16 protein-coding genes, 4 tRNA genes and 3 rRNA genes are annotated in these 22,577 nt (G+C 31.9%); 2 read left to right on the top strand and 21 right to left on the bottom strand.

The window, feature by feature from the left end; genetic code table 11:
- Positions 1 to 52 precede the first annotated feature (52 nt).
- From AOE55_RS00225 to lpcA, 21 genes are all read right to left on the bottom strand, one after another.
- Positions 53 to 283, bottom strand: a complete 231-nt coding sequence (locus tag AOE55_RS00225) for an oxidative damage protection protein (RefSeq protein WP_013087909.1) — start codon at positions 281 to 283, stop codon at positions 53 to 55.
- A gap of 27 nt (positions 284 to 310) precedes the next feature.
- On the bottom strand, positions 311 to 1,414 hold the full coding sequence (gene mutY, locus AOE55_RS00230; RefSeq protein ID WP_013087741.1) for an A/G-specific adenine glycosylase: 1,104 nt from the start codon (positions 1,412 to 1,414) through the stop codon (positions 311 to 313).
- Between the two features lie 167 nt (positions 1,415 to 1,581).
- Complete coding sequence (gene ispF, locus AOE55_RS00235; RefSeq protein ID WP_013087558.1) at positions 1,582 to 2,070, bottom strand: 2-C-methyl-D-erythritol 2,4-cyclodiphosphate synthase; 489 nt, start codon at positions 2,068 to 2,070, stop codon at positions 1,582 to 1,584.
- Positions 2,071 to 2,086: 16 nt separating this feature from the next.
- Positions 2,087 to 2,815, bottom strand: a complete 729-nt coding sequence (gene ispD / locus AOE55_RS00240) for a 2-C-methyl-D-erythritol 4-phosphate cytidylyltransferase (protein WP_013087810.1) — start codon at positions 2,813 to 2,815, stop codon at positions 2,087 to 2,089.
- 495 nt (positions 2,816 to 3,310) lie between these two features.
- Positions 3,311 to 3,433: ribosomal RNA gene (gene rrf, locus AOE55_RS00245) — 5S ribosomal RNA — on the bottom strand.
- Positions 3,434 to 3,534: 101 nt separating this feature from the next.
- Positions 3,535 to 6,426, bottom strand: a 23S ribosomal RNA gene (locus tag AOE55_RS00250).
- A gap of 151 nt (positions 6,427 to 6,577) precedes the next feature.
- A tRNA-Ala gene (locus tag AOE55_RS00255) sits at positions 6,578 to 6,650 on the bottom strand.
- A gap of 22 nt (positions 6,651 to 6,672) precedes the next feature.
- A tRNA-Ile gene (locus AOE55_RS00260) sits at positions 6,673 to 6,746 on the bottom strand.
- A 44-nt stretch (positions 6,747 to 6,790) separates the two neighbouring features.
- Positions 6,791 to 8,350, bottom strand: a 16S ribosomal RNA gene (locus AOE55_RS00265).
- Together the 16S, 23S and 5S rRNA genes with 2 tRNA genes alongside form the textbook arrangement of a ribosomal RNA operon.
- A gap of 396 nt (positions 8,351 to 8,746) precedes the next feature.
- Positions 8,747 to 9,595: an RluA family pseudouridine synthase gene (locus AOE55_RS00270; protein ID WP_080611605.1), complete on the bottom strand. Its 849-nt coding sequence runs from the start codon at positions 9,593 to 9,595 to the stop codon at positions 8,747 to 8,749.
- A gap of 662 nt (positions 9,596 to 10,257) precedes the next feature.
- On the bottom strand, positions 10,258 to 10,620 hold the full coding sequence (rplS, locus tag AOE55_RS00275; protein ID WP_013087525.1) for a 50S ribosomal protein L19: 363 nt from the start codon (positions 10,618 to 10,620) through the stop codon (positions 10,258 to 10,260).
- Between the two features lie 30 nt (positions 10,621 to 10,650).
- Positions 10,651 to 11,400: a tRNA (guanosine(37)-N1)-methyltransferase TrmD gene (gene trmD / locus AOE55_RS00280; RefSeq protein WP_041855163.1), complete on the bottom strand. Its 750-nt coding sequence runs from the start codon at positions 11,398 to 11,400 to the stop codon at positions 10,651 to 10,653.
- A 92-nt stretch (positions 11,401 to 11,492) separates the two neighbouring features.
- The gene (gene rpsP, locus AOE55_RS00285) at positions 11,493 to 11,756 is read right to left on the bottom strand and encodes a 30S ribosomal protein S16 (protein ID WP_013087881.1); all 264 of its coding nucleotides are present in this window, start codon (positions 11,754 to 11,756) and stop codon (positions 11,493 to 11,495) included.
- An 11-nt stretch (positions 11,757 to 11,767) separates the two neighbouring features.
- The gene (locus tag AOE55_RS00290) at positions 11,768 to 13,102 is read right to left on the bottom strand and encodes a signal recognition particle protein (protein ID WP_013087522.1); all 1,335 of its coding nucleotides are present in this window, start codon (positions 13,100 to 13,102) and stop codon (positions 11,768 to 11,770) included.
- A gap of 183 nt (positions 13,103 to 13,285) precedes the next feature.
- Positions 13,286 to 14,854, bottom strand: a complete 1,569-nt coding sequence (gene gshA / locus AOE55_RS00295; protein WP_013087751.1) for a glutamate--cysteine ligase — start codon at positions 14,852 to 14,854, stop codon at positions 13,286 to 13,288.
- Between the two features lie 55 nt (positions 14,855 to 14,909).
- Positions 14,910 to 14,983, bottom strand: a tRNA-Arg gene (locus AOE55_RS00300).
- A gap of 14 nt (positions 14,984 to 14,997) precedes the next feature.
- A tRNA-Ser gene (locus AOE55_RS02685) sits at positions 14,998 to 15,083 on the bottom strand.
- Positions 15,084 to 15,210: 127 nt separating this feature from the next.
- Positions 15,211 to 15,390 (bottom strand): carbon storage regulator CsrA, encoded by a 180-nt coding sequence (gene csrA / locus AOE55_RS00305; protein ID WP_013087670.1) that lies wholly within the window; start codon positions 15,388 to 15,390, stop codon positions 15,211 to 15,213.
- Positions 15,391 to 16,642: 1,252 nt separating this feature from the next.
- Positions 16,643 to 17,923 carry an alanine--tRNA ligase-related protein gene (locus AOE55_RS00310; RefSeq protein WP_013087809.1) on the bottom strand — a complete coding sequence of 427 codons (1,281 nt, stop codon included), beginning with the start codon at positions 17,921 to 17,923 and terminating at the stop codon, positions 16,643 to 16,645.
- A 50-nt stretch (positions 17,924 to 17,973) separates the two neighbouring features.
- Positions 17,974 to 18,972, bottom strand: a complete 999-nt coding sequence (recA, locus tag AOE55_RS00315; RefSeq protein ID WP_013087874.1) for a recombinase RecA — start codon at positions 18,970 to 18,972, stop codon at positions 17,974 to 17,976.
- A 364-nt stretch (positions 18,973 to 19,336) separates the two neighbouring features.
- A complete protein-coding gene (gene lpcA / locus AOE55_RS00320; protein ID WP_013087658.1) occupies positions 19,337 to 19,921 on the bottom strand; it encodes a D-sedoheptulose 7-phosphate isomerase in 585 nt (194 codons plus the stop codon).
- A 372-nt stretch (positions 19,922 to 20,293) separates the two neighbouring features.
- Between lpcA and gshB the strand changes: the two genes are divergently transcribed.
- Entirely contained in the window at positions 20,294 to 21,262 is a 969-nt protein-coding gene (gene gshB / locus AOE55_RS00325) for a glutathione synthase (protein WP_013087453.1), read from the top strand.
- Between the two features lie 105 nt (positions 21,263 to 21,367).
- Positions 21,368 to 21,931: a YqgE/AlgH family protein gene (locus AOE55_RS00330; RefSeq protein WP_013087778.1), complete on the top strand. Its 564-nt coding sequence runs from the start codon at positions 21,368 to 21,370 to the stop codon at positions 21,929 to 21,931.
- Positions 21,932 to 22,577: the final 646 nt, after the last annotated feature.

Raw genomic sequence — 22,577 nt, forward strand, 5'->3', positions numbered from 1 at the left:
CTATTTTTAAAACTTAAAATTTATATGAATAATCAATTCAATCCAAATACTTTTATTTCAAGAAAAAAAAATCTTCCATTTTTTTCATGAGAAATTCTCTATTTTCTTTTGAAGAAACATCTATATTTTTTTCATTAATTAAGATAGTTTGCTGAACTATCCAAAAGTTCCAAGCTTCTTTTGAGATTTCGTAGAAAATGCGTTTTCCTAGTTTTCCTGGAAATGGCTGACTCTCTAATTGAGGCATCTTCTTTTTAAAAAATTTACAATATATAAGTTTCATATTTCAAAATGAAAACGAATGAACATTTCAGAAAGATTTTTTTGAATTTGAAAAATTGATGATTTCCTTCATTAAGGAATATATCGGTTTTGGAATGCCAATCTTCTGTTTACCACTCATATCATACCATATTCCATGTTTTTTTATGTGTTCTGAAAATTGATCATTTCTTTTTCTTATCGTAATTTTTGTCGGAAAAATTTTTAATTTGATGTGGCTAAAACTATGTAGAATAGGTTTCATTTTTATTATTTGATCTTTTGGATAAATAAGATCGAACTTTTTTAAAAACAATCTCAATTGATCTGTTGAATAAAATTCTGGAAAAATATATAATCCCCGCCAGATCCTCCCTTTTAAAACTTTCTTTAAGAAGAATCGATCTTTTTTTATCAATATTAATAGTTGAACTTCTTTTTCCTTTAAATAGCGATTTTTTCTATCATGAAAAATAGACGATTCTGGTTTTATCAATTTCATATTTCTGGAGAAACAATCCTTTTCCAGAGGACAATCTTGGCAGATAGGAGACTTCAATGGTAAACAAATTTCAGAACCTAAATCCATCATACCCTGATTGAATATTCTGGAATCAACTTTTGGAACTAAACGATCTACGATACTCCATAACTCTTTTTCAATTTGACTTTTAATACCTTTCAGTCCGAAGAATCGAATTAAAACTCTTCTTACATTTCCATCTAAAACAGGAAAAGATAGGTTTTCTGAAATAGATAAAATTGCTCCAGCAGTTGATCTTCCTATCCCAGGAAACGAAGAAATCGTTTGAAAATCTAACGGAAAAACTCCTTTGAAATCTTTAACAACTCTTCTTGCTGTTTCATATATATTTCTAGCTCTTGCATAATAACCTAATCCAGACCAGTAATATAAAATTTCGTCCATATTCGAATCGACTATTGATTGAACGTTTGGAAATCTTTTCACAAATCGATTATAGTAAGGAATCACAGTGGATACCCTAGTTTGTTGCAACATAATCTCAGATATCCATACGTTATAGATCGATCGATTTTGAGTCCATGGCAAAGATCTCCTTTTTGTGGAGAGGTACCATTGAACAACTCTTCTTGAAAAGATTTTTTCATTCTTATCGTTCATATCGTTCATTATAAATAAAAAATAACTCCCTACGACATTTGAACAACAAATAAAATTTTCTCTTATATTCTCTTCTACAAAATAAACTTGAGTTATCTAACTAATCTTCATAAAATCAATCGAAATTATAATGGAAACTAATTTTTAGTCGTAGACTTCTTTTGAATGAAAGAGGATTAAGAAGAATGAAAACTGACGATTTTTCTCAACAATACAACAGCTTCACAAGCAATACCCTTATCTTTTTTAAAAAATCCTAAATTTTCTGTAGTTGTCGATTTGATATTAACATCTCGAATAGAACAGGAGAGATCAGAAGATATATTTTTTTTCATCATATCGGTATAATTAATTATTTTTGGAAAATCTGTAACAATAGTTGTATCTATGTTTCCGATCTTATATTTCTTTTCGATTTTTTTCCAAATCTTTCGAAGAAGAATTCGACTATCGATTTTTCTAAATTTCAGATCATTATCCGGAAAATGCGTTCCTATATCCCCTAAAGAAGCCGCTCCTAAAATTGAATCAATTAACGAATGAATTAAAACATCTCCATCAGAATGAGAAGAAATTCCTTTATAAAAAGGAATAGAAACCCCTCCCAAAATAATTGGACCACATCCTATAAATCCATGTATATCAAAACCATGCCCGATGCGCATTATTAAACTCGATTAATCAAATTTTTAGATAGAATCTTGCTAACTTTAAGTCTTCTTTTGAAGTAATCTTTAAATTGTCCGATCTACCCAACAAAATTTTTGGATGATATCCACAAAACTCGAGTGCTGAAGCTTCGTCTGTAATAAGAGCTTTTTTAAATAAGGAATATAAAATACATTTTCGTATAAGATACAACGGAAAAAACTGAGGAGTTACAGCGTTCCATAAATTGGTTCTATCGATAGTTTGTTTAATTTCACTTCGATCTCCCCTCATATTTTGTTTAATTGTATCAACGACCGGATGAGCCAAAATTCCTCCACAAGCTTTGGATCCTTTATTTTTTAAGATAAAATTGATTACCTTTTTTAAATCAGATTGTCTTAAAAATGGTCTGGAAGCATCATGTATGATGACCCAAATCGATCTAGATAAATGAAAATACGATTTTTTTAAAAAATAATCTAATCCAGATAAAACAGAATGCACTCTTTTTCTTCCTCCGAAGACCACCTCAACAGAGGGATTTCTAAAAACTTTTAAATCTTTGAAATAATAATCATCTTTCCCAACAGATACTACTATTTTAAAAATTTCTGGATGATGAAGGAAGATAGAGATTGTATGTTCAATAACGGTTTTCCCTCCAATTTTATAATATTGTTTGGGAAATCCTAATTTTGTTCGCGTACCATTTCCTGCTGCAGGAATAATAACTGCTATTTCTGATCTTTTCTTCAACATTTTATAAAATTTTCATAAATATATATTTTTTTGAAGATGACGATATTGAAAAATAATGAAGAATAATGAAAAAGCTCTTTCTCATTTTAGAGAATCGAATATTTAATAAATTTCTTATTATTGTCTATCTCATTAACAAATTTTTTTCATACTCATTGTCTAAAAAGAATTCTTAAATTTCATAAGAAAAATTTCTTCTTTCAACTCATTTTTTTTAAATACTCCATTTTTTCCGAACCATAAAGAAAATTGAAGTTTTAAGAACACGAATAGCAGAACATATGTCAATACATTGAAAGATCGATCCCTTTTCATCAAATACAACCCTTTTTTCAAATAAAAGGAGATTAATTAAATTAGTAGTCTAATTTCAGTGAGGATCACTAGATAAAACTATTCCATAGAAGAAATCGATATTTCGTAAAAATAGGATTTTCTAACTACGATCTTATTCAAAGAAATCCTCATCTCTTTTTGATTCAATCTTTCGTATCTACCCAGCAACTCCCTACTCTCGCATAAATAAAGTATACACTACCATCGGCACCACGAAGTTTCACTTCTGAGTTCGGAATGGATAAATCTTTCAGGTGGTTCCATCGCGTTATTGTTGCCAGATAGATAACTTTTTATCCAAAAAAGTTTTCTTTTTTGGAATCAATGAAATCTTTGTAAAACAAGCTTCATATATTCGAGAAAGATCGAAGTTCTCAATCAATTTGAATAGATCTCTCGGATCATTAGTACTGGTTAGCTCAACGCATCTCTACGCTTACACATCCAGCCTATCTACGTTCTAGTCTAGAACGTTCCTTAAGAGACTCTTTCGAGTCTGGGAAGATTAATCTTGAAGTAAGTTTCCCACTTATATGCTTTCAGCGGTTATCTCGACCATACTTAGCTACCAGGCAATGCTGTTGGCACAACAACCTGAACACCATAGGTATGTCCACTCCAGTCCTCTCGTACTAGGAGCAGCTCTTCTCAATCTTCCTACGCCCACGACAGATAGGGACCGAACTGTCTCACGACGTTCTAAACCCAGCTCGCGTACCACTTTAAATGGCGAACAGCCATACCCTTGGGACCTGCTTCAGCCCCAGGATGTGATGAGCCGACATCGAGGTGCCAAACACCGCCGTCGATGTGAACTCTTGGGCGGTATTAGCCTGTTATCCCCGGAGTACCTTTTATCCGTTGAGCGATGGCCCTTCCATTCGGAACCACCGGATCACTAAGACCTACTTTCGTATCTGTTCGCGTCGTCACGCTCACAGTCAAGCTGGCTTATGCCTTTACACTAACCTTACGATTTCCGACCGTAATTAGCCAACCTTTGTGCTCCTCCGTTACTCTTTAGGAGGAGACCACCCCAGTCAAACTACCTACCAGACATTGTCCTCGATCCGGATAACGGATCTGAGTTAGAACACAAAATGTTAAAGGGTGGTATTTCAACGTCGGCTCCATACGAACTAGCATTCGTACTTCTCAGCCTCCCACCTATCCTACACAAAAGCATTTAATGTTCAATATCAAGCTATAGTAAAGGTTCACGGGGTCTTTCCGTCTTGTCGCGGGTACACTGCATCTTCACAGCAATTTCAATTTCACTGAGTCTCAGGTGGAGACAGTCTGGCCATCATTACGCCATTCGTGCAGGTCGGAACTTACCCGACAAGGAATTTCGCTACCTTAGGACCGTTATAGTTACGGCCGCCGTTCACTGGGGCTTCGATCGGAAGCTTCACTTTCGATCACTTCCTCAATTAACCTTCCAGCACCGGGCAGGCTTCACACCGTATACTTCCACTTACGTGTTTGCACAGTGCTATGTTTTTAATAAACAGTTGCAGCCAGCTGGTATCTTCGGCTGATCTTCAGCTAGAGATGCAAGATCTTTTACTGATGTCAGCGTGCCTTCTCCCGAAGTTACGGCACTATTTTGCCTAGTTCCTTCACCTGAGTTCTCTCAAGCGCCTTAGTATTCTCTACTTAACCACCTGTGTCGGTTTGAGGTACGATTAAAAATCGATGCTATCTTAGAGGCTTTTCTTGGAAGTTGGAATCGACTACTTCATTACTGACGTAATCGTACTTGCGTCTTAGTGTTGATCGAACGGATTTTCCTATACGATCCACTTATGCGCTTGAACCGAGACGACCAACGCTCGGATAGTCTATCCTTCTTCGTCCCCCCATCGAAATCGACTCTTAGTACAGGAATATTAACCGGTTTTCCATCGACTACGCTTTTCAGCCTCGCCTTAGGGATCGACTAACCCTGCCCCGATTAACGTTGGACAGGAATCCTTGGTTTTTCGGCGAGCTGGTTTTTCACCAGCTTTATCGTTACTCATGTCAGCATTCGCACTTCTGATACCTCCAACAGATCTTTCAATCCATCTTCTACGGCTTACAGAACGCTCCCCTACCCAGCAGATGTACCTGCTGTCATAGCTTCGGTATATGATTTTAGCCCCGTTAAATCTTCCGCGCAGGACAACTTGACCAGTGAGCTGTTACGCTTTCTTTGAATGATGGCTGCTTCTAAGCCAACATCCTGGCTGTCTATGCTATCCCACTTCGTTTTCCACTTAATCATAATTTTGGGACCTTATCTGATGATCTGGGTTGTTTCCCTTTCCACGACGGACGTTCGCACCCGCCGTGTGTCTCCCGTATTCGAACTCTTGGTATTCGTAGTTTGCATCGGATAAGCAGATCTTTCGATCCCTCTGACCGAAACAGTGCTCTACCCCCAAGAGAAATTATACGAGGCGCTACCTAAATAGCTTTCGGGGAGAACCAGCTATCTCCCGGTTTGATTGGCCTTTCACCCCTAACCACAAGTCATCCGCTAATTTTTCAACATTAGTCGGTTCGGTCCTCCAGTTAGAGTTACCTAACCTTCAACCTGCTCATGGCTAGATCACCGGGTTTCGGGTCTATATCCTACAACTATCGCCGGTTAAGACTCGGTTTCCCTACGGCTCCCTTATGAAAGTTAACCTCGCTGCAGAATATAAGTCGCTGACCCATTATACAAAAGGTACGCAGTCATCTAAATCATTTAGACTCCTACTGCTTGTACGTATACGGTTTCAGGTTCTATTTCACTCCCCTAACCGGGGTTCTTTTCACCTTTCCCTCACGGTACTAGTTCACTATCGGTCAATCAGTAGTATTTAGCCTTGGAGGATGGTCCCCCCATCTTCAGACAAGATATACGTGTCCCGTCTTACTCTTTGAACTAGATATCAACTCTTTTTAGATACGGGGTTATCACCCTCTATGACTGTCTTTTCCAAGATCATTCTCCTAAAAGTTTCTATCAAATTGGTTCTTGGGCTTCTCCCGTTTCGCTCGCCACTACTTAGGGAATCTCGTTTGATTTCTTTTCCTCGGGGTACTAAGATGTTTCAGTTCTCCCCGGTTCGCTTCGCACAACTATTTATTCATCGTACGATAACTTTATAGTTGGGTTTCCCCATTCGGATATCGCCGATTAAACGCTTCTTATCAGCTCATCGACGCTTTTCGCAGATTAGCACGTCCTTCTTCGCCTCTGATTGCCAAGGCATCCACCGCATACGCTTATTTATCTAACCTCAAAACTGAAGAAGAAATTTCGATCATTTTCTTCAGATGAAGAATCGAGAATATATGTACGCTTCATCTCATTTTTTATGTGAGATGAAACTCAGCTTGTTTTACATTTGATTTTTGAAAGAGCGTTTATATAATTTTCAGATCGATTTTTGGAGCTAAGCGGAATCGAACCGCTGACCTCCTGTGTGCAAAACAGGTGCTCTACCTTTTGAGCTATAGCCCCCTAAAAATATTTATTTCTAAAATAGGCTTGAGTGGATTTGAACCACCGACCTCACCCTTATCAAGGGTGTGCTCTAACCATCTGAGCTACAAGCCTATAAAAAACTATTCTAAAAAAACTATTGTGAACACTTGTTTTTTTAAGGAGGTGATCCAACCACAGGTTCCCCTACGGTTACCTTGTTACGACTTCACCCCAGTCATGAATCATAAAGTGGTAGGCGCTTTCCTGAACAGGTTAAGCTACCTGCTTCTTTTACAACCCACTCCCATGGTGTGACGGGCGGTGTGTACAAGGCCCGAGAACGTATTCACCGCGACATGCTGATTCGCGATTACTAGCGATTCCTACTTCATGGAGTCGAGTTGCAGACTCCAATCCGGACTGTGACGTACTTTTTTAGTTTGGCTCGCTCTTACGAGTTCGCTTCTCTCTGTATACGCCATTGTAGCACGTGTGTAGCCCTACTCGTAAGGGCCATGATGACTTGACGTCGTCCTCTCCTTCCTCCGGTTTATCACCGGCAGTCTTCTTTGAGTTCCCGACCGAATCGATGGCAACAAAGAATAAGGGTTGCGCTCGTTGCGGGACTTAACCCAACATTTCACAACACGAGCTGACGACAGCCATGCAGCACCTGTCTCAAAGTTCCCGAAGGCACATCTACATCTCTGCAGATTTCTTTGGATGTCAAGAGTAGGTAAGGTTTTTCGCGTTGCATCGAATTAAACCACATGCTCCACCGCTTGTGCGGGCCCCCGTCAATTCATTTGAGTTTTAACCTTGCGGCCGTACTCCCCAGACGGTCGATTTAATGCGTTAGCTTCGGAAGCCACTACTTAAACGTAGCAACCTCCTAATCGACATCGTTTACGGCATGGACTACCAGGGTATCTAATCCTGTTTGCTCCCCATGCTTTCGCACATGAGTGTCAGTCTTTGTCCAGGGAATTGCCTTCGCCATCGGTATTCCTCCATATCTCTACGCATTTCACCGCTACACATGGAATTCTATTCCCCCCTACAAGACTCTAGTAAATTAGTTTTGAATGCTTTCCTAGGTTGAGCCCAGGGATTTCACAAATCAACTTAACTTACCACCTGCGTGCCCTTTACGCCCAGTAATTCCGATTAACGCTCGCACCCTCCGTATTACCGCGGCTGCTGGCACGGAGTTAGCCGGTGCTTCTTCTGTTGCTAACGTCATCCGAAGAAGGTGTTATCTTCATCTTTTTCTTCGCAACTGAAAGTACTTTACAACCCTAGGGCCTTCTTCATACACGCGGCATAGCTGCATCAAGCTTTCGCTCATTGTGCAATATTCCCCACTGCTGCCTCCCGTAGGAGTCTGGGCCGTATCTCAGTCCCAGTGTGGCTGGTCGTCCTCTCAGACCAGCTAGAGATTGTTGCCTAGGTGAGCTTTTACCTCACCTACTAGCTAATCTCGTATGGGCTCATCTAAAGACGCGAGGTATATCGATGATTATGACATATCCCCCGCTTTCCTCTCGATCAGTTTCCTTATCGAGAGCTTACGCGGTATTAGCTACCGTTTCCGATAGTTATCCCCCATCTTTAGGTAGATTCCCATATCTTACTCACCCGTCCGCCGCTAAATGATTTTCATCATTTCGCACGACTTGCATGTGTTAGGCTTGCCGCCAGCGTTCAATCTGAGCCATGATCAAACTCTTCGATTAAAATCGGATGTTCAAAAATGATTATTTGAACGAGAACCTTTACGTCTCTATATATGAATATATTGACGAAACACCTTGTGTGATCAAATTGATCCGTTTCTCCTTCTGATATTCACAAGTGTTCACAAAGATTTTTTAAAGAACATTTTACTTTCTGAAGAAAGTAAAGATATGTAATTATGATTAATTTTTTTTATTTTGTAAAGTTAATATGACCTCGATCCTCATTCTTTTAAAAAAGAATTAATTTAATGGACGATCATGAAAAATTAAAATTTATATATTATTTAATTTTTTTAACAAAATTATTTGATCGATCGAATTTTTTTTAACTAAGTAATTTTTTATCTATTAAAAAAGAAATGTGACAAAAATTTTTGATTTGATCTTTGAGGGTTACTTCTCATTTTTTCGGATTAAATCAATAAGATTTCTCATATCTTCTGGAGTATTCGATTTCCAAGTTACTTTTTTTTTAAACTGAGGATGTAGTATCTTGATTTTTCTAGCGTGTAAAGCTTGTCTCGATATTACTTGATCAATTTTAATAAGATTACTTATATAATTTTTCTTTTTTCGAATAATTTGTCTATCTTGATATAAATAATCTCCCACAATTGGATGACCGATATATTTCATATGTACTCGAGCTTGATGATGTCTACCTGACTCTAATGATAAAATGATTCGAGTAAAATTAGCAAATTTTTCTTTAACATAATAATGAGTTTTTGCTTTTCTTCCAAAATCGCAGACAAAATTCTTTATTCTTTCGTAAGGATGACGTTTTATAGGTTTGTCGATTGTTCCATCGGAATTAATGTTTCCATAGACTATGGCCTCGTATTCTTTATATACTTTTCTAGATTTAAATAGTTTCATCATTTGATTTTGAATAGAACTTTTTTTAGCAACGATCATTAATCCACTTGTATCTTTATCCAATCTATGGACAATCCCAGCTCTTGGGATATTTTTTAAAATGGGGAAATGATATATTAAGGCATGCATTAAGGTGTTTTTTTCATGATGGGTTCCAGGATGCACACAGAGATTATAAGGTTTATCTATTACTATGATCGAATCATCTTCATGTAGAATTTTTAAAGGAATGTTTTTTGGTATGCATTGAATTTTTTTCTCTAGATCTATATCTTTGATCAGAATACTTTTTTCTCCTAATATTCTGATACTCGGTTTATTTATTGGAATTTGATCAACGTAGACTTTTTTTTTAGGATCCATTTTTGGATCTTTGATCGTGAATATTTTTTCAATTGTTCACAAAGAAGTTTATCGATCCTTTTGGAATGATAAAGATGTTTGATTTTAATTTTTATTTTCATAAAAAAATATAAAATAAGTTAATATTAATTAATAAGTTATCAAATGTTCCGTATTTCAAACATCTCAAATCATTTTTATAGTTTTTGAGATTTTTGATCGATTTCTATTTTAAATATTGAAATTTTTCAAAAGATCATTTGAATTTTATCTTGCTTAAGACTAAATATAAAAAACAAAATGATCTACTAAATTTTTTTTAAATTCTTCGTGCAATTTTATAAAATAGAGTTTATATCGATTAAATCTTTTTCAAAATTATCATTAAGTTCTACGTTTCTTTCTCATTTTTTAAAATTGAATCGGTTTGAATTATTGATGGAATTTTATTCTTTTTTTGAAAAGATTTTTGAAAAAATAAAATAAAGAAAATTAAAATATTAAGATTTTAAATATTCCTACATTTTCTCAAAGATCTGACAAAAATTTCATTTTAAAAAGTTCATGAAGATTAAAACTTTCTAATTTAAATTTTGAAAAATTGAAAAATAAAGTCTTGATTTATATTTCTAAAATAGATCGAGTAAAAATCAATGACTAGAGAATTCGTTGTTTAATGAATGCTAAATTTTCTTTTTGTGAATTTTCTCTTTTATTCTTGCTGATCTTCCACGTTTTTTTCTTAAATAATATAATTTAGATTTTCTGACATCTCCTAAACGTTTTATTATTATCTTTTCAACTATGGGAGAATGAATTTGAAACATTCTTTCCGTTCCTTCTGATTGTGATACTCTTCTAATTGTATAACTAGATTGTAGTCCTTTATTTTTAATTGAGATGACAATACCTTCAAATGATTGAAGTCTTTTTTTGTCATTTTCTTTTATCCAACTTAAAACTTCCACTGTATCTCCTGATTTACAGATAGTGACATTCTTTTTTATCTGTGAATTTTCTATTTCTTGAATAATGATATTTTTCATAATTTATATGAGCGAACTGTATTGAATTACCTAACGACTTTTTCTTTTATACTCTTTTTGAAATAAGTTTAATAGATATCTTTGTCTTTGAGTAAGATGAATTTTTTTTAAAAGTTCTGGTCTTTTTAACCAAGTTTGTCCGAGAGATTGTTTTTCTCTCCAAATTTCAATTTTTTTATGGTTTCCAGAAAGTAAAACAGAAGGTATATCCAATCCTCCTATTGTTTTTGGTCGAGTGTAATGTGGATGGTCTAAAAGCCCTTTTGAAAAGGAGTCTTTCTCTGTTGACTTATAACAATTTGTAACTCCAGGAATCAATCTTGCTATAGCATCGAGAATCACCATTGCCGCAAATTCTCCACAACTTAGAATGTAATTTCCGATCGACCATTCTTCATGAATTTCATTTTCAATGATTCTTTCATCTATTCCACGATATCTCCCACAAACTAACAGAAGAACCTCTTCTTTTAAAAATTTTCGAATGCTATTCTGATCAAGAATTTTTCCTTGAGGAGAAAGATACAAAACTTTCGAATTTTTTCCCAATTTCTTTTTAGCAGAATATATTGACCTAATAACCGGGCTGGCCATAACTATCGTTCCATATCCTCCTCCATATGGACGATCATCGATGCTTTTTCTATACGTGTCGACTTGACTTTTAAGGTCATAAAAATATAACTTTAAAAATCGTTTCTTGATAGCCTTATGGATAATTCCAAACTTAATAGTTGAAGAAAACATTTCCGGAAACAAACTAATGATGCCGATTTTCATTTGTTTTTCGATCAATCTATCATTTTTAAAAAATCAAAAGTAGAAGTTTCTCATTTATCTCATGAGTAGAACTTAAAAATCGAAATGATTTTTCAAGTTTTAGAGAAATCAGATTTCCTCATAGTTTTAACGATCCATTTAACTTTTTCTGAAAATATTGCTCCCTGATCTTTCCAATATTGCAAACGATCCATTTTGATCTGTAAAAAGTTCTTTTTTTTTGAAGAAAAGATTGGATCGAAAAATCCTATTTTTTCTATAAAACATCCATTTCTTACATATTTTCTATCGGTGACAACTATTTTATAGAAAGGATTTTTTTTCTTTCCGAATCTAGCTAACTTAACTATCACCATTTTTTTCCTCATTAAAAAAAATTAAAGAATTTTTTGTTTTTCTTAAAATTGTTCATCATTTTTTTGACTTCTTGAAATCTCTTTAAAAGAAAGTTAATCTCTTGAACTTTTGTTCCGGATCCAAGAGAAATTCTTCTTTTTCTAGAACTCTTAATTATTTCTGGATTTTTTCTTTCTTCATGAGTCATAGATTGAATAATTGCTTTCATTTTGCTTAGTAGAGATTCATCTATATCTGATCTAATAAGATTGTCTACACTTTGTCTTAGATAAGGAATTTTTCTCACTATTTTTTTTAAGTTGTCAATATTTTTCATATAATTCAACTGTTCTAAAAAATCTTCTAAGTCAAATTTATAAAAGTCTGATTTTTTTTGAAAAAGCTTTTTCTTGATATTGATAGAAAAATTTTTTTTCATATCTTTCATGATATGAAATGTATGTTCTGTTCCCAAGATTTTTGAAATTATTTTTTTAGGATGAAATGGTTCTATCAATGAGATGTGTTCTCCAGTTCCTAAAAAAGCAATCGGTTTTCCAGTTACTTCTTTGACCGATAACGCACATCCTCCTCTCGAATCTCCATCCATTTTTGTAAGAATGATTCCATCCAAAGGAAATTTTTTATTAAATGTTCTAGAAGAATGAATTGCATCTTGACCTACCATAGAATCGATAACGAAAAACGTATCAGAGGGATTAACAATTTTATGGATTTTTTGAATTTCGTCTAATTTCTCAAGATCAGTATGCATACATCCTTCAGTATCCACAATCAACGTATCATAACGTTCTGATTTGAATCGAGCGATAGAAAACTTAGCTAAATCAAAAGAACTTCTTGATTTTTTAGAATTAACTTCAAAAAAATCTACTTTAGAGTATTCTGAAAGTTGTTTAAGCTGGTCAAAGGCTGCAGGCCGACCTGTGTCAGTAGATGCCAAGAGAACTTTTTTATTGTATTTTTTTCTCAATACCCTTCCAATCTTGGAAGCCGTAGTTGTTTTACCAGAACCCTTTGAGCCGACCAACAGTATGATTAGATGATTTCTCTTTGAAAAATCGAATAAATTAAATTCTTTTTCTCCTATGATTTGAAGAAGCGTTTTTCGTACAATTTCAATAAAATCTCCGCTAGGATCGAAACTTTCTTCTATCTTACTTTTTAAAATTTCTTTTTCGATTTTTTGAAGAATTTTCTTGACTACCATTACGGATACATCTGAATCAATTAACAAAGTCTTGATCTTATCAAGATGATGTTTTAAAAATTTCTTTTTGAAAATTCCTCGATCTCGAATTGTTTTAAAAAGATCTAGAAAGCTCTTACTAATATTTTCGAACATATATTAAATAAAGATTTTTAAAAAAAATTTTTGAAGTCAGATTGTTAATTTCATGATTTCATGTTTTTTATGAAATTATAAGAAAATCTTTCTAAATTTTAGAAAATTAAATTTATACCTCTTTTTAAGAGAGATAATTTTCTCAGTTTCTTTAAAAATTATATTAAATTTTAACATAAAATCTTATGAAAGAGATCTTTTCATCTTTTTTTTTAGATATTTTTCGAAACTTAATTGATCTGACTGTTCAATTTCTCTTTGTCTTCTGATAGAAAACTCCCTCATTTTTTCAAAATCTTTATTTGAAATAACTTCAAATTCTTCCGATCTTAATTCCGTTCGATATGTCTTAGCTAATTTTAAACCGTATTTTAATAAGCCATCTCGAACCATTAGGTTCATCATTCTTCCGGAATAAGTTAGCTCTGGACGATCGATCATCGTCCTTAGTTCATTGCAAACAATTTTATATTTTTCGGAAAGGAATATATCTTGTAATGTATCAGCAACCTTCGTTAACTTCTCGAACAGATCATTGCCTACATTTTTTATAGATCTCGAAACGTTATCTATTAAGATTCTATTGTACGGTTTTCTTCCGTTTAAAACGATCTCTTTCCAATTTTTTTTACATCGATATAGTTCTTCTCTGTTCATCAAAGGAGATTCAGTTAAAGCACACCAAATTAGAAACAGATCTAAAAAATAGATTTGTGTCTCATGAATTCCAATTGCAGTAAATGGATTGATATCCAATGATCTTATCTCCAGATATTCTATTCCTTTTTTTAAAATCGAATCGATATAAGATTCTCCTGAAATTGTTGATCTTTTCGGTCTAATCGTAGAATAAAGTTCATTCTCGATTTGTAAAATATTAGTATTTAGTTGTAATAAATTTCCAAAACAATCTTTTAGTCCTATATTGATGAAAGTAGGATGAGGTTCATTTAAGGCTTTTTTAATCGATTGAACATAATCTAAAAGTCCGTTTAGATGAATGTCAATCTTGTTCTGAAATTCTCCGGTATATCCAATATCACTTAATCTCAATGAGGTCGCATAAGGTAAATAATATGTACCCTCTCTTCCATATTTCATAGAAAAAATATTTTCATTTTTTAGACTAGATTTTAATATTCCAGGAGAAGCTCCGAACAGATATGGAATGATCCATCCGAACCGGTAGTAGTTTCGTATTATCTTAAGATATCCGTCTGAAACTTTTTCTAACTGATTTCTTTTATCGTTCGGATCTGACAGAATTTTCCAAAAGTTTAGAGAAAACGAGAAGTTATAATGTATTCCAGAAATAATCTGCATTGAAGAACCATATCTATGCTTTAATCCTGTTCGATACAACATTTTAAATTTTGCTAAATTAGATATTCCATATTTTGCTAGGTTTATATGAGAATCACTCCTCAATAAGCAAGGCATACTTAGTGGCCATATCAACTCGTGATCAAGATTTTTTAAAACAAAGCGATGTAAGTCTCTCAAAAATTTTAAAACATATCCGATATCTTGATACGTAGGAGTTACGAGTTCAAGAAGTGATTCTGCGAAATCAGTAGTAATCCATGGATGAGTGAGAGATTTTCCAAAACAAATTGGATGTATAGAAGTCGAAATTTCTCCATTAGGTTTGATTCGTAAAGTTTCTCTTTCAATTCCTCTTTTCAAACCCGATAGCATATGAGGATTTTTCTTTAAAAGAAGTAACTTCTCTGATATATCAGGTAAATTCATTTCAATTGAATCGACTTTTAAAATCAAAAAAACAAAAATTTAGGATCTATTTTAACGCATCCAGAAGGATTTGAACCTCCGACCTCTCGGTTCGTAGCCGAGTGCTCTTTCCAGCTAAGCTATGGATGCATTCAGTTTAGAATCGGTGAGAGAGGGATTCGAACCCTCGATGTTATTTAAACATACTCTCTTAGCAGGAGAGCACCTTCATCCTCTCGGTCATCTCACCAATCTTTATTGATCTAATGAAGATCTATTGTTTTACAAAGGTTTTATAAATTTAATTCTTTTTATCGTTTGATAAATCATAGTTAAAAAACGATCGTGCTTTTTAAAAATAATTTGGAAAAACATTTTTATTTCACAATATTTTTTTCAGATTGAATTTTTTGATAAATCTCTTCCCTATGTACTGGTATGTTTTTCGGAGCATTGATACCCACTCTTACTTGATTTCCTTTTATTCCAAGGATTGTAATTTTAATTTCATCACCTATTGTAAGAGTTTCACCAATTTTACGAGTCAAAATAAGCATCCTTTTCTCCTTTAAAAATTATAATTCGATCTTTTTTATTTTCTTACTTGAAATTAATACAAATATTCACATATAGACAAAACGAATCTTAAGCCTCCATCTTAGAAAATAAAATAAGACTGGTTAATTGTTTTTTACTATCGATGTCAAAATAGAAGGATCGTCTTCCTCCTTCTTTATCTGTATCGATCCAACCCCAACTTGATTTTAATTTTCTATTTTCAATTTGAAAATTTTTTCAATGATAAAAGAAATTACTTTCTGTCGGATTCTTTGAAAGAATCTTCGATAAATCCGATTAGTACACGTAATATAAAACAAAAATAGGAAAGTAACCTTTTTATCAAATTATCGAGAACATTTTAACTAAAAATTATCAAAAAAATTTTTTTTAATATTCTACTAACAGAAAATCTCATTCATAAACAACAGTAGAATTTTCAATTAATCCATTATCATTTAATCTTCCAATAATTTTTATATTTTTTTGATCAATGTCCCATTTTTTTAACTTTCTTTTCGAAGAACCAAATTTTTTATAAAAAACTTTTATTTCTGAAATTCCATTTACACAAGTTATATATGATTTTCTTTAAGAAAATCTAGCATTTTTGTAACTTTTTAAAGAGTTTTAGTTCGAAAATTCAGAAATTCTTAATTCTTTTATTATTGAAAGTTCACTATTTAATTCTAATCGATAAACTTTCTGAAATCTTCATAATTTATAGTTCCTTCTATATGAAACATCTATTCGTTCGAAATTTTTTACCATAAAAAATTAAAACAAAGAACCAGATTTGATAAAAGAATCCTTTGAAATATACGAAATTCCTCTTCCTTCTAATAGGAGAACTCAATAAATGTAAAAAACCTAAACGATTAGAATCAAGTGACTTTTCCTTTAAAAATTCGTTTCCATTCGTTAATCTTTTTCGATTAAAACCGAAATCGAATTATCCGATAATATGAATAATTAATTTTTTCATATGAATCAAAACTATAAGTTCAAAAAATTAACTGAAAAGACCTCCTTAATCTTTTATCTGAGTTCTCTCAATTCTAGACAAACCATTTATCTAAAATAATTTTTTGTAATCTTCTAGACTCAGAATAACTCATATATCTCCTGCTTAGCTCTTCTTGATATGGTTTTAGAAAAAACTTTTAAAATACGTATACGCCTTATAAAGGAATTACTCGAATAGGAGAAGCTCTATTTCATTCTGATTTATTCTTTCAATCATATCTCTCTTTATCTTTTTATCGAAGTTCCATGTTCTTTACAAATTTTCATGGCTATATCGATAGGTAGACCATATGTGTCATGCAAGAGAAATATATCTTTTTCAGATATAAATCGATAATTGAAATTTTTTAACTTTTCTTTTAAAAATTTTATTCCAACAAGTATAATTTTTAAAAATTGTTTTTCTTCTTTTTTTATTGTATGTTCAATGATTTTTTGATTGATTTTCACATATTTGAAATCTTTTTCATTTGATCTTGTGAAACAAGAAACTATCTTATACAAGAAAGGTTCTCGAATTCCATCCAAATATCCCTTTCTTACAGCACGTCTGATGATTTTTCTTATAACATATCCTCTCCCGACATTGCTCGGTTTAATATTTTCATTAATAATTAAAACGATCGATCGAATGTGATCTGATAGTATTCTTAATGTGTAATCTTTAAAACAAATTGCAGAAAACTGACTTCGAATAGATTGAATCAATTTCTTAAATGTGTCGATCTGATAATTTGATTTTACGTTTTGAATTACAGATGCTATTCTTTCCAATCCCATTCCAGTATCAATAGATTTATATCGAAGAGGTTCTAATTTATTGGAAGAGTTCAGATTGAACTGTATAAAAACTATATTCCATATTTCTATGAAGTTTTTTTTTCTTCTCTCAAATGATTCTAAAGAGCCATCAAAATCATCTTTTTCATCAAAATTATAGAAAATTTCTGTGCTAGGTCCACAAGGACCTGTTTTTCCCATTTTCCAAAAATTTTCTGAATGATATTTATGATTTTCTTTATCCTCTATTTTAAAAATTTTATTTTTAGAAATTCCAATCTGATTCGCCCATATGTCATAAGATTCTTCATCTAGATGATGCACAGTAATCAAAATTTTATTCTTGGAAATTCCAAACCATTTTTTACTGGTTAATAACTCCCAAGCGTACTCAATGGATTCCGATCTAAAGTAATCTCCAAAACTGAAATTTCCTAGCATTTCGAAAAGAGTATGATGCGAATTAGTGTATCCAACATTTTCTAAGTCACTAAATTTCCCCCCTGCTCGAATACAGTATTGTGAAGTTGCTACTCTTGTAAAAGAGCTTAATTTTTCCTTTTTAAAAAAATTTTCTCTAAATTGATTCATACCTGCATTGGTAAAAAGAAGAGAAGAATTTCTTTCGGATGGAACTAATTTACTTCCAGGTAATATTAAGTGATCTTTTTCTTGGAAAAATCTTAAAAAAATTTTACGAATTTCGTGAGTGTTTCTGTTGATCATAATTCTAATTTTTTGAAATTATCTCAATCTATTTTATTATACATATTTTATTATCTATTTTCGAAAAGAAAACTCCTTAGTTTTTCGTTTAATTCTCGATAAAAATCCATTTTACTTTTTAAATAATTGGATACATTTACCTTTCCTTGACCAATTTGTTTTCCTTGATAATTATACCAAGATCCGGATTTTTCAATCAATTTGTATTGAACAGCTAAATCAATAATTTCTCCGTATATATTAATTCCCTCGCCATAAAGAATTTGAAATTCTGCTTGTTTAAATGGAACTGCAACTTTATTTTTGACTACCTTCACTCTTGTTGAACTACCGATGATCTCTTCACCATTCTTAATAGATCCTATCTTTCTGATATCCAAACGTATAGACGCATAAAATTTCAAAGCGTTCCCACCGGTTGTTGTTTCTGAATTACCAAACATTACACCTATCTTCATTCGAATTTGATTGATGAAAATTAAAAGAACGTTAAAATTTTTTAAATTGCTAGCTAATTTTCGCATAGCTTGACTCATCATTCTAGCAGCTAATCCTATGTGCGAATCCCCTATTTCTCCTTCTATTTCTGCTTTCGGAGTTAGAGCAGCGACTGAATCAATAACGATCACATCAACTGTTCCAGATTTGATTAAAGCATCACAAATTTCCAAAGCTTGTTCTCCATTATCTGGTTGAGAACACAATAAATTATCAACATCCACTCCTATTTTTTGAGCATAAGAAGGATCAAGAGCATGTTCGGCATCAATGAAAGCACAAGTTTTTTTCTCTTTTTGAGCTGAAGAAATAATCTGTAATGTCAAAGTTGTTTTTCCAGAAGACTCCGGACCATATATTTCAACAATCCTTCCTAGAGGTAATCCTCCCACTCCTAAAGCTACATCAAGAGACAGCAGACCTGTAGAAATCGCCTCTACTTTCATAGATCGATCTTGTCCTAACCTCATGATGGACCCCTTTCCAAATTGTTTTTCGATTTGATCTAAAACTAAATCAATTGATTTCATTTTATCCTGATTAATAATCATTATCAAACTCCATATCCATCGATTAAAAAGATACACGGTTGAAAAATTTACCTAAACATAATTTTCATGGATGAAACCCGAAAAATCCTTTATGACGTTTGATTATGAAAAATAACTCTCAAAAAACTAATGATGAATCAATAAAACCGCGATCTACCTTTTGCATAAAAATTACGAAAAGATTTTTCTTGATAATACTATTTTTCAAACATGAGGAATAGGTCGTTTAGATGACTTGAAAGTTCATATAAAGTAGATAAGAATGAATGTATTTTCGATGTTTTAATCTTATTTTCATATAATTTTAGGAGAACTATGGATTAAGAAACCAATCTATATCACTTTGCTGAAAGTTAATAAGAAATTACTTTTTCATTTCTTTTTCTATTAAAAAAACTAAAATATGTATTATCTTGATATGAATTTCCTGAATTCTATCTGAATATCGGAAATGAGGTACTCTGATTTCTATATCGGAAAATTTAGCGATCTGACCTCCATCTTTTCCTGTTAGACTAATAATATACATTTTCTTAGACTTTGCGTATTCAGCTGCCTTAACTATATTTTTAGAATTTCCAGATGTAGAAATTGCAAACAATATATCTCCTTCTTTTCCAACGGATTCAACATATCTACAAAAAACTTCATCATATCCATAATCGTTAGCTACACAAGAAATATAACTAGAATCAGAGATAGATATTGCTGGATATCCAATTCTGTTTTCTCGATAACGGCCAATTAATTCCTCTGAAAAATGCATAGAATCACAATGAGATCCTCCATTACCACAGGATAGTATCTTATTTCCAGATTGAAAAGCTTTGCAAATCAGTAAAGCTGCATTTTTGATGGATGAAATATTTTTTTTACTTTTTGAAAATTGATCCAAAACTTCTTTTGCTTCTTGTAATTCAAGAAGAATATATTCTTCTAATTTGTCCATAAGTACTCCTATCGAAATGGTGAACAACTTTTATATAACTTTTGATCTTGAGGATACACTAAGATTTAAAATTCAAAATTTTTATGTGATAAGACTTTTTAAATTTTCATTATTTCTTATGAGCTTCTTCATCATTTTAAAAGAGAAAAACATAAGAAAATCAATTTTTATTGAAAAATCATGAAAAAAATAAAGAGTTTTTGAGATACATTTTCAATGTATAGTTCGTTTTCATAATTTCTTAACGTACTTTTTTCGAATAAACTTCAAAATTTATCGATATAATTATTCATATTTTCATGAAAGTAACTTAAAAATTGATTTAAGGAAATTATTATAATTCATTTCTTATAAATTCGAGAGGGAAGAAAAGTGAAAAACCAAATTCGATTAGGAATAGTAATGGATTCCATAAAAAATATTAAAATAGAAAAAGATAGTAGTTTTATAATGTTATTGGAAGCATATAAGAGAGGATATCAAATATATTACATGCAATTAAAAGATATTTTCTTAATTAAAAATGAACCATTGGGATCTGCTCGAATGATTACAGAAGTTAAAGAAACGAAAAACACATGGTATAAACTAAAAAAAAAGAAAGATATTTATCTTAAAAATCTGGACATCATTTTAATGAGAAAAGATCCTCCATATAATATGGAATATATTTATGCGACACATATTTTAGAAAGAGCTGAAATTTTTGGAACATTGGTAGTCAATTGTTCCAAAAGTTTGAGAAATTACGATGAAAAAGTTTGTGCTAGTTTTTTTACTCATTTAGTTCCAAAAACAATAATTTCTAAAAGTTATGAAAAATTATCTGAATTTCATAAAAAAAATCATGATGTCATTCTCAAACCTCTTGGAAAGATGGGAGGAGAATTGGTATTCAGATTAGATAAAAATAACTTTAACGCACAAACAATCATAGAAACTATTACTAAAAAGGAAAAAGTCTTCTGTATAATGCAAAAATACGTTCCAGAAGTAATAGAAGGAGATAAAAGAATTTTAATCATCAATGAAAAAATTATTCCGTATTGTCTTGCCAGAATACCTCAAAAAAATAGTGTTCGAGCCAACTTATTATCTGGAGGAATAGGAGAAGTAAGATCTTTAAAAGAAAGTGATTGGAAAATTTCTAAAGAGATTGCAAATTACTTAAAGAGAAATGGAATATTTTTTGCAGGAATCGACATTATTGGAAAAAAATTGATTGAAATTAATATAACTAGTCCGACATGTATTCGTGAAATTGAATCACAAGTTCCAGGATATTCAATAATCAAGATATTTTTTGATCAAATTGAGATAGAATTGTCAAAAAGAAAATAATTAAAGACAAAGACAGATTAGAAAATATTATGGAACAAAATAAAAATTAACTCTTGAGATCAGATAACTAAAAAGATCAAACTATTACGTCAATAAATTAACTATATGAATCTACAAAATCATTTCCTCATTGCAATGCCAATGTTAATAGACCCTTATTTCAAAAGATCAGTAGTCTATATTTGTGAACATAATGACAAAGGAGCGATGGGATTAATTATCAACAAACCAATTGAACAGATTTCAATCAATAATATATTGCATAATTTAAATATCGATCCATCTAGAGAGGAAATAAAAAAGAAAATTAGTCAACCTATTTTTTCTGGAGGACCTATAGCAGAAGCTCATGGATTTATTTTACATTCTCCTAAAAGTCAGTTTAATTCCACTTTAAAACTTTCTGATGAAATCATGATTACCACTTCAAAAGATATTTTAGAAAGTCTTGGAACAGATAGACAACCAGAAAAAACTTTGATTGCGTTAGGATATTCTAGTTGGGAAAAAGGACAATTGGAAAGAGAGATGATAAAAAACAATTGGTTAACTGCAAAAGCAAACAGCAACATTATCTTTCACACTCCTGTTGCAGAAAGATGGAAGGAAGCCGCAGCATTAATTGGAATAAATATTTTTAAGATTTCTGATCAGTATGGAAACGCTTAAGAAATGAAATTGGTTTTTCATACTATCTTTGAAATATATGAAAATATATTAAATGAGAAAGTTAGTTTTTAAAACAGATAAAATCAACCCCATTGTTTTAGTTTCAGGTGAATTAATCTGATTTAATTGAAAATAAAGGTTGATTTTGAAAAAAGTATAGTTAAAACGTATAGAAATAAAGCAAAATATCTTAAATTTGATTTAATTGAAATTACAATCTATAAAAATTTTTATATATGAGGTATGACTCAGAGATAACATCGAACAAGAAAAAAATTTTCTTGAAAAAATATTTTATATAATTAAGAGAAAAATAGAAAATTATAAGTCAATCGAAAAAATGAATACACAACAGCTTTTTAGAGAAAGTTTTCTAATATTTGATTTTTCTATGAAAGAATTTCAGAACTGAAGAAATCTGTCAGTAAAATACAAAAATTCATAAAATATCTAAAATCGTTATTTTTGATATTATGATGTATAAATTTTATTAAATTCTCTAAAAATTCTAAAATTTTTCCGATTTTCTTAAAATAAGAGAAATTTTTATTCTAAATAAAATATCAATAGTCATTGAGTCAAACTTCAAAAGTTTATTCTATGCACTATTTACCGAATCAAAGAAACTTTAATCAAACATTTTTGG

Origin of the sequence: Candidatus Riesia pediculicola (assembly GCF_002073915.1) — a bacterium.
Lineage (GTDB): Bacteria > Pseudomonadota > Gammaproteobacteria > Enterobacterales > Enterobacteriaceae > Riesia > Riesia pediculicola.